At 70.9% G+C, this 12380-nt stretch carries 10 protein-coding genes and 2 pseudogenes; 5 read left to right on the top strand and 7 right to left on the bottom strand.

Features of this window, described 5'->3' with window-relative positions; genetic code table 11:
- Position 1 precedes the first annotated feature (1 nt).
- The 4 genes from AMETH_RS28600 to AMETH_RS28585 all read right to left on the bottom strand — a co-directional run bounded on the left by AMETH_RS28600 (position 2) and on the right by AMETH_RS28585 (position 3052).
- A complete protein-coding gene (locus AMETH_RS28600; RefSeq protein WP_017984637.1) occupies positions 2 to 667 on the bottom strand; it encodes a hypothetical protein in 666 nt (221 codons plus the stop codon).
- 215 nt (positions 668 to 882) lie between these two features.
- Positions 883 to 1548: a GntR family transcriptional regulator gene (locus tag AMETH_RS28595; protein ID WP_017984636.1), complete on the bottom strand. Its 666-nt coding sequence runs from the start codon at positions 1546 to 1548 to the stop codon at positions 883 to 885.
- 3 nt (positions 1549 to 1551) lie between these two features.
- Positions 1552 to 2268 (bottom strand): maleate cis-trans isomerase family protein, encoded by a 717-nt coding sequence (locus AMETH_RS28590; RefSeq protein WP_017984635.1) that lies wholly within the window; start codon positions 2266 to 2268, stop codon positions 1552 to 1554.
- A 43-nt stretch (positions 2269 to 2311) separates the two neighbouring features.
- A complete protein-coding gene (locus AMETH_RS28585) occupies positions 2312 to 3052 on the bottom strand; it encodes a maleate cis-trans isomerase family protein (RefSeq protein ID WP_017984634.1) in 741 nt (246 codons plus the stop codon).
- Between the two features lie 90 nt (positions 3053 to 3142).
- Here AMETH_RS28585 and AMETH_RS28580 point away from each other — a divergent pair, with 90 nt between their 5' ends.
- The 3 genes and pseudogenes from AMETH_RS28580 (at position 3143) to AMETH_RS42265 (ending at position 7078) form a co-directional block, all read left to right on the top strand.
- Positions 3143 to 4138: a D-2-hydroxyacid dehydrogenase gene (locus AMETH_RS28580; protein WP_026153456.1), complete on the top strand. Its 996-nt coding sequence runs from the start codon at positions 3143 to 3145 to the stop codon at positions 4136 to 4138.
- A 10-nt stretch (positions 4139 to 4148) separates the two neighbouring features.
- Positions 4149 to 5555 carry an amidase gene (locus AMETH_RS28575; RefSeq protein ID WP_026153455.1) on the top strand — a complete coding sequence of 469 codons (1407 nt, stop codon included), beginning with the start codon at positions 4149 to 4151 and terminating at the stop codon, positions 5553 to 5555.
- A gap of 357 nt (positions 5556 to 5912) precedes the next feature.
- A pseudogene (locus tag AMETH_RS42265) lies at positions 5913 to 7078 on the top strand (aldo/keto reductase).
- Positions 7079 to 7116: 38 nt separating this feature from the next.
- Here AMETH_RS42265 and AMETH_RS28565 read toward each other — a convergent pair.
- Positions 7117 to 8481 (bottom strand): WS/DGAT/MGAT family O-acyltransferase, encoded by a 1365-nt coding sequence (locus tag AMETH_RS28565; protein ID WP_017984629.1) that lies wholly within the window; start codon positions 8479 to 8481, stop codon positions 7117 to 7119.
- 93 nt (positions 8482 to 8574) lie between these two features.
- Here AMETH_RS28565 and AMETH_RS28560 point away from each other — a divergent pair, with 93 nt between their 5' ends.
- Positions 8575 to 9576 carry a glutathione S-transferase family protein gene (locus AMETH_RS28560; protein WP_017984628.1) on the top strand — a complete coding sequence of 334 codons (1002 nt, stop codon included), beginning with the start codon at positions 8575 to 8577 and terminating at the stop codon, positions 9574 to 9576.
- A gap of 22 nt (positions 9577 to 9598) precedes the next feature.
- Positions 9599 to 11242: a thiamine pyrophosphate-binding protein gene (locus tag AMETH_RS28555; protein ID WP_017984627.1), complete on the top strand. Its 1644-nt coding sequence runs from the start codon at positions 9599 to 9601 to the stop codon at positions 11240 to 11242.
- Position 11243: 1 nt separating this feature from the next.
- On the opposite strand, the pseudogene AMETH_RS28550 reads toward AMETH_RS28555, so the two are convergent.
- Both AMETH_RS28550 and AMETH_RS28545 read right to left on the bottom strand, forming a co-directional pair.
- A pseudogene (locus AMETH_RS28550) lies at positions 11244 to 12106 on the bottom strand (sigma factor).
- Between the two features lie 6 nt (positions 12107 to 12112).
- Complete coding sequence (locus AMETH_RS28545; RefSeq protein WP_017984626.1) at positions 12113 to 12370, bottom strand: VOC family protein; 258 nt, start codon at positions 12368 to 12370, stop codon at positions 12113 to 12115.
- Between the last annotated feature and the right edge of the window lie 10 nt (positions 12371 to 12380).

Genomic DNA, 12380 nt, shown 5'->3' with positions numbered 1-12380 from the left:
GTCAGGCGCGGGTGAGCGCGGTGGCGAGCATCTGCCCGACGCGCGGCAGGTCGGTCTCCATCTGCGCGGGCGGGACGGCCGGGTTCTTGTCGCTGACGCTGTAGGCCGCGACCATCGCCGCGTTCTGCCTGCCCAGCAGCAGCACGCAGACCCGGTTGAAGCCGAACGAGTCGATCGAGTCCCCGCAGAAGGCCGCCTGCTCATCGGCGCCGACCAACGGCGGCACCGCGACCTTGGTGGCTCCGGGCAGCTGGATGCAGCCGCTGAGCGCGCGGCCTTGCGCGACTGCGGTGGGGCCCGTGGGGCCGCGGTAGGACGCGGTCGTCAGGTACAGGTAGGTGCCGTGGTCGAAGTTCCCCGACGTAGCGGTGGCGTACTCGGCCGCCTGGATCGCGACGTCCGAGGGCAGGTGGTCCGGGCAGTCGTAGATGAACTTGTAGCGCGAGTTTTGCGACTCGATGAACGGCAGGGGCTCCTGGAGCCAGTGCAGACCCAGCTGGGCGAGTTCGGGGTCGGTGGGCATGGCGCCGACGAGCCGCTGCTGGAGGTCGTACTTGGACACGACCGGCCCGGTGCCCGGCGCCGGGACGTCCGCGGTGCCGGCGATCTCCGTGCTGCACCCGGCGAGGACGAGCACCGCGGCGAGCAGCGCCGCGAGGCGCCTCACACCCGGCTCACGGGGGTGGGGAGCAGCTCACCGCGCGGCGCCTCCGAAGTGGACAGCGAAGCCGGTGCCGTGGTGAGAGGCGCTGCTGAACCCGCGCGAGGTACCAGTACAGCCGCCGGTGCCCAAACCCGCACGCGATCCTCCCCGTTCCACCGCGTCGCGCGCGGACGAAACCAAGATCGCGGACCCGCAACCTTCCGTTACAGCAGCACGATTCAGGCGTGCAGGCTGGTTCCCGGGGCGAGGCGCTGCACCGCGTCCTCCATGTGCGCCTCCAGCAGCGACACCGCGAGCTCCTCGTCACCGGCGCCGATCGCCTCCGCGATGCGCTTGTGCTCGGTCACCCGCTCCTCGTTCGTCGCGTACGTGCGGTGCAGCGCGGACAGGCACATCCGCGTCTCGATGAGCAGCGTCCGCGCCATCCGCCCGAGCCGCTTCGATCCGGAGGCTGCCACCAGCTCCTCGTGGAACCGGACGTCCGCGGCCGACACCTCGTCCCCGTCGGTGGCCGACGCCATCTCCTCCACCGCGTCCAGCAGCCGGAGGGCCAGCCCCTCCCGGTCGCCGTGCCGCAGCACCCGGATCAGCGCGGCCCGCTCGATGGCGAACCGTGCCGAGTAGATGTCGTGCACGTCGTCCGGTTCGAGGTCGATCACGAACAGCCCGCGGTGCCGCTCGCTGCGCAGCAGGCCCTCTGACACCAGCCGCTGCATCGCCTCGCGCAGCGGGCCGCGGGACACCTGGAACCGGCCGGCCAGCTCGGTCTCCCCGAGCTGCGTGCCCGGCGCGAACGTGCCGTTCATGATCGCCTCGCGGAGCTGCCGCGCGATGATCGCCGCGGTCGACTCCCGGCTCACCGGTTCGATGTCGGCCAGGGCCATGGTTCACCTGCCTTCTGCGAACAGCCTGCCCAGCTGGTCGCACCGGGGCACCTGGCCGGTCAGCCGGAGCCCTTCCCAGATCGTCACCTGGTTCGCGGTCAGGACGGGCTTGCCCAGCCGATCCTCGATCGCGCCCAGCACACCCAGCGTGCGCATCGCGGTGTCGGGCACCAGCACGGCGTCCGCCGCCGGGTGATCATGCGCCACCGCCAGCTCGACGACGGCCTCGGGGCTCAGCCTGCCGACCTCCGCGGCCGTGTCGATGTCCTCGCTCGACATGGCGACCACCTCGATGCCGCCCGCGCCGAGGAAGTCCACGAACAACTTCGCCACGTCGTCCGGGTAGCTCGCGGCCACCGACACCCGCTTCAGACCGAGCGCCTGCGCGGCCCGGACGAACGCGAACGACGTGCTCGACGCCGGTTTCCCCGCCGCGGCCGACAGCTTCTCCACCTGCTCGTGCGCGCCCTGCCAGCGGTAGACGAAGCTGCCGCTGGTGCACGCCCACACCACGGCGTCCGGCTCGTGCCTGGCGAGCAGCGCGGCGCCCTCGGCCAGCCGCTTCTCGCTGCCCAGGTCGAGCAGCTCGGGCACGGCGTGCAGGTCGGTGCCGTAGATGTGCTCGACCGGCAGCGAGATCCGGTAACCCAGCAGCCGCTCGGCGAACGGGTAGTCGTCCTCCGCGGCGTGGTCCGGGTAGATGAAGCCGACGGTCGCCATGCACAAACCTCCCAAGATTGTCGACAATCCTACGTTAGCGGGTTCAGGACACTTCGCGCAGCCACTTGCCGGGGCCGACGATCGGCAGCTCCATGCGTCTCAGGCAAGCCCACATCGTCAGCTGGTTCGCGGTCAGCACGGGCTTGCCCAGGGCCATCTCCAGCGGTTCGATCACGTCGTACGTCGGGAGGTTCGTGCAGCTCACGAAGATCGCCTCGGCGTCGGGGTGGTCGGCGCCCAGGATCCGCTCGGCGATCGTGCGGTAGCTGACCTTCCAGATCCCGCCGCCGAGGCCGAGGTGGTCGCTGGAGACGGTGTCCACGTTCAGCTCGGCGAGGAAGTCGTGCAGGCTCGCCGTCAGGTCCGCGTCGTACGGGGTGATCACCGCGACCTTGTGGACGTCCAGCAGGTGCAGCACCTCGGCCAGCGCGCCCGACGTGGTGACCGCGTCCGGCGCGCCGGCGTCGCAGATCGCCTTGCACAGCGAGCGCTCGTAGTCCAGGCCGTTGACGAAGCTGCCCGACGTGCACAGGTACGCGACCACCTCGGGCTCGACGTGCAGCACGTCGCGGGTGGCGGCGGCCAGGTGCTGGTGGTTGCTGACCAGCTGGGCCATCTCCATGCTGACCGGCACCGGTTCGTAGGGCGTGCGGGCGAGGTGCAGCGACACCTCCATCGGGATCCAGCGCCAGAGCTCGCGCTCCAGCGCCAGGTCGAAGGGTGCGATGACTCCGATGCCTCGCTGTGCCAGTGGCCCGTCGAAGACAGGGAAGTCGAAATCCAAGGCTCAGCCTCCGGGACGTTCTGAAGGAAGCCTCCGGGGTGGCTCCTCGGATTGTTGACAATCATACGACCGGCTCCTACCGTGTCAACGGTGATCGGTACTGAGAATCCGGTGCTGGCGGTGTTGTGCGGTGAAGACCAGGCCCGGGACCTCACCGAATCGCCGGCCATGCGGCGCATCGCTTCTTCGGCCGTCGTGCGTTACACCGGCGAGGCCGGCTTGGCCGATGCGCTCCGCGGCGCCGACGTCCTGTTCGTCCACGATTTCCTTTCCCGTGCGGTGCCGGAGGCCTGGCCCGCGGCGGACCGGCTGCGCTGGCTGCACATCGCCAGCGCCGGGGTGGACCCGGTGATGTTCCCCGGGATGCGGGACAGCGACGTCGTGCTCACCAACTCGCGCGGCGTGTTCGACGACTCGATAGCGGAATACGTCCTGGGGGTGATCCTCACCTTCGCGAAGGACCTGCACGGATCGCTCGACCTGCAGCGCCAGAGCCGCTGGCAGCACCGCGAGACCGAGCGGATCGCCGGGCGCTCGGCGCTGGTGGTGGGGACCGGGCCGATCGGCAGGGCGATCGCGCGGATGCTGCGGGCCGTCGGGATGAGCGTTTCGGGCGCCGGCCGCCGGGCGCGCTCCGGTGACCCGGACTTCGGGGACGTCCACGCCTCGGACCGGCTGGTCGAGTACCTCCCGGCGTTCGACTACGTCGTCGCCGTGGCGCCGCTGACCGAGGAGACCAAGGGCCTGTTCGACGCCGCCGCGTTCGCCGCGATGAAGCCGACGGCCCGGTTCGTCAACGTCGGCCGCGGTGAGCTGGTGGTCACCGGCGACCTGGTCGAGGCCCTGCGGACGGGGCGCATCGCGGGCGCCGCGCTGGACGTGTTCGACACCGAGCCGCTGCCCGTGGACAGTCCGTTGTGGACGATGCGGAACGTGCTGGTCTCGCCGCACATGTCCGGTGACTTCATCGGGTGGCGGGACACGCTGGTCGAGGTGTTCGCGGACAACTTCCACCGCTGGCAGACTGGCGCCCCGCTTCGTAATGTCGTGGACAAGCAGCTGGGGTATGTGCCGTCCGATCGGTGAGGAGTTCACCATGAGCACCCTGTTGACGGCGAGTGAGCTGGTCGCCGCGTACTCGACCGGCGAGATCAGCCCCGTCGAGGCCACCGAGGCCGCGCTGCGCTCGATCGAGGAGCGGGACCGGGAGTGCAACGCGTTCTGCCTGGTCGACCCGGAGGTGGCCCGCGAGGGGGCCAAGGCGTCGGAGACGCGGTGGCGCGAGGGCAACCCGATCGGCTCGCTGGACGGGGTGCCGACCTCGATCAAGGACATGTTCCTGACCCAGGGCTGGCCCACCCTGCGTGGTTCGACGTGCGTCGACCGGGACCAGCCGTGGGAGGTGGACAGCCCGGTCACCGCGCGGCTGCGGGAGAACGGGCTGGTCCTGCTCGGCAAGACGACGACGCCCGAGCTGGCGTGGAAGGGCGTGACGGACAACCCGCTGACCGGGGTGACGCGCAACCCGTGGAACCCGGCGAAGACGCCCGGCGGGTCCAGCGGTGGCAGCGGCGCGGCGGTCGCGGCCGGGATGGGTGAGCTGTCGGTCGGGACCGACGGTGGCGGGTCCGTGCGGATCCCGGCGTCGTTCTGCGGGATCGTCGGGCTGAAGCCGACATACGGTCGTATCCCGTTGTGGCCGGCGAGCCCGTTCGGCGCGTTGTCGCACGCCGGGCCGATGGCGCGGTCGGTGTCGGACGTGGCGTTGTTGCTGGACGTGCTGGCGCTGCCGGACCACCGGGACCCGAACGCGCTGGAGCCGCCGGCGGGCGCGTACCGCGAGGCCGTGCGGCGGGACGTGCGGGGTTTGTACGCGGCGTTCTCGCCGACTCTGGGCTGGGCCCGCGTGGACCCGGAGGTGCGGCAGATAGTCACGTCGGCGGTCGCGGCGCTCGATGAGGCCGGGTTGCGGGTCGAGGAGGCCGACCCGGGTTTCGCCGACCCGCGGGAGGCGTTCGACGTGCTGTGGTCGACCGGCGCGGCCCAGTGGCTGGACACGTTCCCGGCCGGCTGCGAGGCGAAGGTCGACCCGGGCCTGCGGCAGGTGTGGGAGCAGGGGAAGACGTACTCGGCGGCTGACTACCTGGCGGCCAACGCGGAGCGCGCGGAGCTGGGTATCAGGATGGGCGAGTTCCACACGCGGTACGACGTGCTGATCACCCCGACGGTGGCCATCCCGCCCTTCGAGGCCGGTTTCGATGTGCCGCCGGGCAGCGGGATGAGCGGCTGGCCGGACTGGACGCCCTTCACGTACCCGTTCAACATGACCCAGCAGCCGGCGATCAGCGTGCCGGCGGGGATGACGGCGGATGGTCTGCCTGTGGGGTTGCAGATCGTGGGGCCGCGGCACTCGGATGACCTGGTGCTGGCGGTGGCGAGGCTGTTCGAGGAGGTCCGCCCGTGGCCGACGGACCGGCCCGCTGGGCGGCCGGGTGCGCCGTGAGGTGGCTGGCTGGGCGGTGAATGGCCCGTTCATCCGCGCGCGAGGTGCATCCGCCGTCGAGTCGCGTATGGCGCGTGCATGAGTGGGTTTCTCGCGGAGGGGTGAACGGTCCGTTCATCGCGCCGCGAGGTGGGTCTGTCGTGGACTCGCGAGTGGTGGCTGCGTGGGTGGGTCTCTCGTCAAGCGGTGAATGGTCCGTTCATCGCGGTGCGAGTGCATCTGTCGTGGAGTTGCGCGTGGCGCGCATGAGTGGGCCTGTCGCCGAGCGATGAACGGTCGGTTCATCCCTGTGCGAGGTGCATCTGTCGTCGACCCGCCACTGGCGGCCGCGCGAGTGGGGCTCTCGTCAAGCGGTGAATGGTCCGTTCATCGCCGCACGAGCCGCACCAGCCGCACTTGCCGTCGACCCGGTCGGCCGCATCCGCAGCAGTGGTCCACTCGCCAAGCCATGAACGGCCCATTCGGCCACCAAAATCCACAAAGGACCCGAACCGCCCGGCACCAGCTTCACGATGCGCCCCACCGCGCCATGCGCTGTCCTTGAAGCCATGCGGAGAACCACTTTGGGCAAGAGCGGACTCGACGTCTCCCGGATCGCCGTTCGGGACCTGGCAGCTCGGCGGCGACTGGGGCTCCTTCGACGATGACGCGGCGGTCCAGGTCATCCAGCACGCACGTGAGCTCGGCGTGAACTTCTTCGACACCGCTCAGGCGTACGGTTTCGGCAAATCGGAAGCCATCCTCGGCCGGGCCCTGCGCGACGAGCTGAAACGCGACCGCGACAGCCTGGTGATCGCCACCAAGGGCGGCATCAACCCGGGCAGCGACCGGCCCCGCGACGCCCGCCGCCACTGGCTGCGCAAGGGCGTCGACGAGAGCCTGCGCCACCTCGACCTCGACCACATCGACCTGTACCAGGTCCACTGGCCCGACCCGGATACGCCGGCCGAGGAAACCGCCCAGGCACTGCAGGAACTCGTCGACGCGGGCAAGATCCGCCACGTCGGCGTGTCCAACTACGACACCGCGCAACTGGCCGCGTTCGACCGCACCCGATCCGTCGAGACCTTGCAGCCGCCCTACCACCTGTTCCGCCGCGCGCTCGAAGACGACCCGCTCCCGTACTGCCGCGAGCACGACATCGGCGTCCTCGTCTACAGCCCGCTCGGCAGCGGCCTCCTCACCGGCGCCCTCAACCCGCGCACGACCTTCGAGCCCGGCGACTGGCGCGCGAACCCCAGCGCGTCCAGGGCGCGAACCTCCAGAAGAACCTGGAGGTCGTGGAGCAGCTCAAGAACCTCGCGGCCGAGAAGGGCGCCACCGTCAGCCAGCTCGCCATCGCGTGGACCCTGCACCAACCGGGGGGCCACGTGGCGATCGTCGGCGCGCGGCGGGCCCGCAACATCGAGGACAGCGTCGCCGCGGCGGATCTTGACCTCATCGGCGACGACCTGGCCCGCATCGAGAAGATCGCCTCGCGTGGCGTCCAGGCCGAGGGCGCCAGCCCGGAGGGCGTGGCCTGACCACGACCGGCGGAGCCGCGCGTCGGCCCCCGCCCGTGTCAGCGCGCGGCGAACTCCAGTTCCTCCAGCGCTGTGTCCAGGTGCGTCAGGATCCGCTGCAGGTGCGGCACCGACCGGCGGCACCCCGTGATCCCGAAGTCCAGGTTGTCCCCGTTGTTGGTCAGCGTGATGTTGAGCGCCTGCCCGTCCAGCAGCACCGACGCCGGGTAGATGCCGTCCAGCTTCGCGCCGTTCCAGTACATCTGCTTGCGCGGCCCCGGCACGTTCGAGATCACCAGGTTGAACGGCGGGCGTGTGTTGTTCACGAACCCGGGCACCGGCGAGATGCCCAGTGGCGCCACGTTGATACCCGACAGCAGCAGCGCCTGCAACGGCGTCAGCTCCTTGAAGATCCGCTTCGCCTCGCGCATCGACTGGTGGATCGTCATCAGCCGGGACGCCGGATCCGGCTTATCGGTCCCGAGGTTGCACAGCACCGCGCCGATCTGGTTGCCGGCGGCCTCCCCGGTGTCGGTCGGCTTGCGCATCGACACCGGCACCATCGCGACCAGCGGCGCGTCCGGCAACGCGCGCTGCTCGATGAGGTAGTCCCGCAACGCGCCCGAGCACATCGCGAGCACCACGTCGTTGCGGGAGGTCCCGGTGGCGGTCGCGATCGCACGCACCCGCCCGAGCGGCCAGGACTGCGCGGCGAACCGGCGCGCGCCGCCGATCGGCACGTTGAAGATCGTCTTCGGGGCCTGCATCGGCAGCAGCAGCGTGTGCTCGCGGAACGCTTCCCGCGCCACCTTCGCCGCTGCCGGCGCCATTCCGGCGATCTGCTTCAGCGAACTCGTGCCCACGCGCAGCAGTGACCGTGCGTTACGTGGCGGCTTGCCGCGCGACACCTGACGCGAGCCCCACGGCGGCGGGCAGCTGCGATCGTCCGGGTCGTCGGACAGCGTGCCCTGCAGGTGCCGCAACGCCGAAACGCCGTCCATCAGCGCGTGGTGCACCTTGCTGTACATGGCGAACCGGCCGTCCTGCAGGCCTTCGACCAGGTGGATCTCCCAGAGCGGACGGTGCCGGTCGAGCAGCGTGCTGTGCCAGCGTGACGTCAGCTCCAGCAGTTCCCGCACCCGGCCCGGGTACGGCAGCGCGGAATGCCGGAAGTGGTAGTCAAGATCGAGATCTTCGTCGCGGGCCCATGCGGCGTAACCGAGCGTGTTCACGGGGCGGGCAACGCGCTGCCGGAACAGCCGGCGCACGTCGGTGTTCTTGACCAGGTCCTCACGCAGGCTGCGCAGCCAGGTGTGGTCGGCGCCCTCGGGGGTCTGGAACAGCTGCAGGCCGCCGACGTGCATCGGGTGCTCGCGACTTTCCACCAGCAGGAACATCGAGTCGGTGAAGGGCATCAACGGCATCGGTGACCACCTTCCGTCGAGGGCGCTGGTGTGCCCAGGGTCATTGAGTCTACGCGTACTGCTACGGCCCGGAACACAATCTACGCTGAGGGAATGACCATCCCGACGGATCCGGAAACCGGCGAGTTCAAGCGAGCGCCGAACCGCTTCACGGCGCGGATCACGGCCGACGGAGCGGATGGCTGGCCTGCCGAGGCGGGCCGGTACCGGCTCGTCGTCAGCCGCGCGTGCCCGTGGGCCAGCCGCGCGCTCATCGTGCGCAGGCTGATGGGGCTGGAGGAAGCGCTGTCAGTCGCGATCGCCGACCCGATCCAGGACGAGCGGAGCTGGCGGTTCACACTCGACCCCGGCGGGCGGGATCCCGTGCTGGGCATCGAGTTCCTCGGCGAGGCCTACCGCGCGGCCGACCCGGACTACGACGGCGGCATCAGCGTGCCCGCGATCGTCGACATCCCCAGCGGCAAGCTGGTCACCAACGACTACCCGCAGATCACCCTCGACCTGGACACGCAGTGGGGCGCCCACTACCGCGACGGCGCGCCGGACCTGTACCCCGAGGCGTTGCGCGACGAGATCGACGAGATCAACCGCGCGGTGCACCGCGACGTCAACGCCGCGGTGTACGAGGCGGGGTTCGCGACGAAGCAGTCCGCCTACGACGACGCGTACCGGCGGTTGTTCGCGCGGCTCGACGAGCTGTCCGAGCGCCTGGCGGGCCAGCGGTACCTGGTCGGGGACACGATCACCGAGGCCGACATCCGGCTGTTCACCACGCTCGTCCGGTTCGACGCGGTCTACCACGGGCACTTCAAGTGCAACCGGAACAAACTGACCGAGATGCCGGTCTTGTGGGCGTACGCGCGGGATCTGTTCCAGACGCCCGGTTTCGGCGACACCGTGGACTTCGACCACATCAAGCGGCACTACTACCAGGTGCACGAGCAGGTCAACCCGTCGCGGATTGTGCCGGGTGGTCCGGACCTTTCCGGGTGGGCGCAGCCGCACGGGCGCGCCGACCTGGGCGGACGGCCCTTCGGCGACGGCACACCGCCGGGGCCGCCGCCCCGGCACGAGGTCGTCCCCCCGCAGTGGTGACGGGGTGCCATACTCTGACGGCGTGACGAAGACCGGCGCCCAGCACCTCGTGGACGCGCTGCTCGAGCTCGGGGCCGAGGTCGCGTTCGGCCTCCCGGGCGTGCACAACCTGCCGATCTGGGAAGCGCTCGCGGACAGCCCGCTCCGGCTGATCGGCGTCCGGCACGAACAGACCGCCGGGTACGCGGCGGACGGGTACGCGCGGGCGACCGGCAAGCTCGGCGTCGCGATCGTGACGACCGGACCGGGCGCGGCGAACACGATCGCCGCGGTCGGTGAGGCGATGGCGTCCGGCACGCCGGTGCTGGTGATCGCCACCGACATCCCGGCGGGACTGCGGCGGCCGGGCACGGTGCGCGGCGTCCTGCACGAGACCAGCGACCAGGCCGCGTTGTTCGCGCCGGTGACGAAGGCGGCGTTCACCGTCGAGACGCCCGAGGACCTCGCGCCCACGGTTCTGCGCGCCGCCCGGCTGGCGGTGCGGCCGCAGAGCGGCCCGGTGTACGTCGGTGTTCCCACGGATTTCTTGCGGCACAACGGTTTCCGTGGTCCGGACCCGGAACCGACCGAGGCGTTCCCGGCGCTGGCGGTGGCGGATCTCGACGCGGCGCGGCGCATGTTGGCGATGGCGTCGAGGCCGCTGATCTGGGCGGGCGGTGGCGCGGCCAGGGCCGGGGCGGGCGAGGTGATCGGGCAGCTGGCGGAGAAGCTGGCCGCGCCGGTGATCACGACGTTCGCCGCGCGCGGTCTGCTGCCGCCCGCGCACCCGTGTGCCGCGCCGAACCCCGTGCACGCGCCGGAGGTGGGCGCGCTGTGGGACGAGGCCGACGTGGTGCTCGGCATCGGCACCGACTTCGACGGGCTGATGACGCAGAACTGGCTCATGCCCAAGCCGCCGAAGCTCATCGTGATCAACGTCGATCCCAAGGACGCGGCCAAGAACTACCCGCCCGACATCACCCTGGCCGGCGACGCGCGGGACGTGGTGCCCGAACTGCTGCAGGGGTTGCCGGCGCGGCCCGGGCTGGCCGAGCTGACCGAGCGGCTGCAGCGGATCTCCGAGCAGGTGCGCCGCCGTATCCGCAGCGAGGAGCCGCAGGCCGCGGATTTCCTGCGCACACTGGAAGAAACGCTGCCCGAGCGCGCCATGCTGGTGGCGGACATGTGCATCGCCGGTTACTGGGCGGGCGGTTTCCACCGCGTGCGGGCGCCGCACCGGTTCGCGTACCCGATGGGCTGGGGCACGCTCGGGTTCGGCTTCCCGGCCGCGCTGGGCGCGGCGGCCAGCGGGGCGGGCCGGGTGGTGTGCGTCAGCGGCGACGGCGGTTTCCTTTACGGGTGCGGCGATCTGGCGACACTGGCGCAGGAGTCGCTGCCGGTGACGGTGATCATCGTCGACGACGGCGGCTACGGCATGCTCCGGTTCGACCAGGACCGGGAGGGCCTGCCGCACCGCGGCGTAAACCTGCACACGCCGGATTTCGTCGGCCTGGCCCGGTCCTTCGGCGTGGACGCCGGCCGGGTGGAGGGCTTCGGCCGCGCATTCCGGCGGCTGCTCGGCGAATTCGTGCGCAGCGACGAGCCGAACGTCCTGGTGGTGCGTGCGTCGTTGAAGCCTCCCGTGAACACTTCGCCCCGGTGGTACCGGGCCATGCGGTCGCGTTGACTCAAACCGGATCTGGTAGGTTCACCGCCCCGAGCTTGACCGGGTCGGTGACGACCGTGATGTCCACGATCCGGCCGTCGACGACGGTGAACGCGATGACCGAGAGCGGGGCACCGTCCTCGCTCCAGGCGACGAAGCCGGGACGGCCATTGACGAGCATCGACCGTCCCCGCGCGGCCGCGGACAGCCGGGCGCCGGCGGCGACCTTGGTGGCGCCGAGGACGACGACCGTGCCGTCGGGTGTGTCGGCGGTGAGCTTGACGTCGGGATCGAGCACCCGCAGCAACCCCTCGAAGTCGCCGCGATGGGCGGCGGCCTGGAACGTCGCGACTACCTCCCGTTGCTCCCGGCCCGCGGCCGGCGGCTGACCGCTGGCCCGCACCTTCCGGCGCGCGCGGCTGGCGAGCATCTTGGTGGCGGCGGTCGACTTGCCGAGGATCCGGCGATCTCGTCGAACGGCACCGCGAACAGGTCGTGCAGGACGAACGCCAACCGCTCACCCGGCCGGAGCGACTCAAGTACGACGAGGAGCGCGAGCCCGACCGAGTCGGCGAGCGCCACGTCGTCCTCGGGCGCGGCGTCGTCGGCGGCCGTCACCACGAGCTCCGGCAGCTCGCCGTGGTGCGTTTCGGTTCGACGCGCGTGCAGGAGATCCAGGCTGAGGCGGCCGACGACCGTGGTCAGCCAGCCCGCCAGGTTCGCGATGGTTTCGGCGTCCTGGCGGGACAGCCGCAACCAGGCCTCCTGGCCCACGCCCTCGGCGTCGGCGTGGGAGCCGAGCACGCGGTAGGCGATCGCGCGCAGCCGGTCGCGCTGGGCCTCGAACGCCTCGGTCACCGGGTTCGTCCGGTCGTCGTCGGTCATCGTTTCTCAGCCGTTCCAAGGCCGCTGCTCGCGCAGGGAGACCCGGTTGCCGTCCGGATCCACCGCCTCGATCCGGACACCGAACGGGTAGTCCTGCGGCTCGGGTTCGTCGAACGTCACGCCGCGACAGCGGAGCACCTCGAAGTCCTTCCGCAGATCGTCCGATTCGAGGACGACCGGACCGGGCGCGCCGCCCGGGGCGACCGGTTGTCCGGCGGCCGCGGGGTGCGACCACAGGATGATCTTGACCGGGGTGCCGGGCACCCCCACGGTG

This window comes from Amycolatopsis methanolica 239 (assembly GCF_000739085.1).
GTDB classification, from domain to species: Bacteria; Actinomycetota; Actinomycetes; order Mycobacteriales; family Pseudonocardiaceae; genus Amycolatopsis_E; species Amycolatopsis_E methanolica.
Note: the sequence above shows the minus strand (reverse complement) of the source record. Positions and strands in the feature narration are given on the sequence as shown.

What these genes read in the sequence shown, in the direction of transcription:
- AMETH_RS28595 (WP_017984636.1), bottom strand. Translation starts at nt 1,548, where the DNA reads ATGGCCCTGGCCGACATCGAACCGGTGAGCCGGGAGTCGACCGCGGCG.
- AMETH_RS28590 (WP_017984635.1), bottom strand. Translation starts at nt 2,268, where the DNA reads ATGGCGACCGTCGGCTTCATCTACCCGGACCACGCCGCGGAGGACGAC.
- AMETH_RS28575 (WP_026153455.1), top strand. Translation starts at nt 4,149, where the DNA reads ATGAGCACCCTGTTGACGGCGAGTGAGCTGGTCGCCGCGTACTCGACC.
- AMETH_RS28565 (WP_017984629.1), bottom strand. Translation starts at nt 8,481, where the DNA reads ATGCCGTTGATGCCCTTCACCGACTCGATGTTCCTGCTGGTGGAAAGT.
- AMETH_RS28560 (WP_017984628.1), top strand. Translation starts at nt 8,575, where the DNA reads ATGACCATCCCGACGGATCCGGAAACCGGCGAGTTCAAGCGAGCGCCG.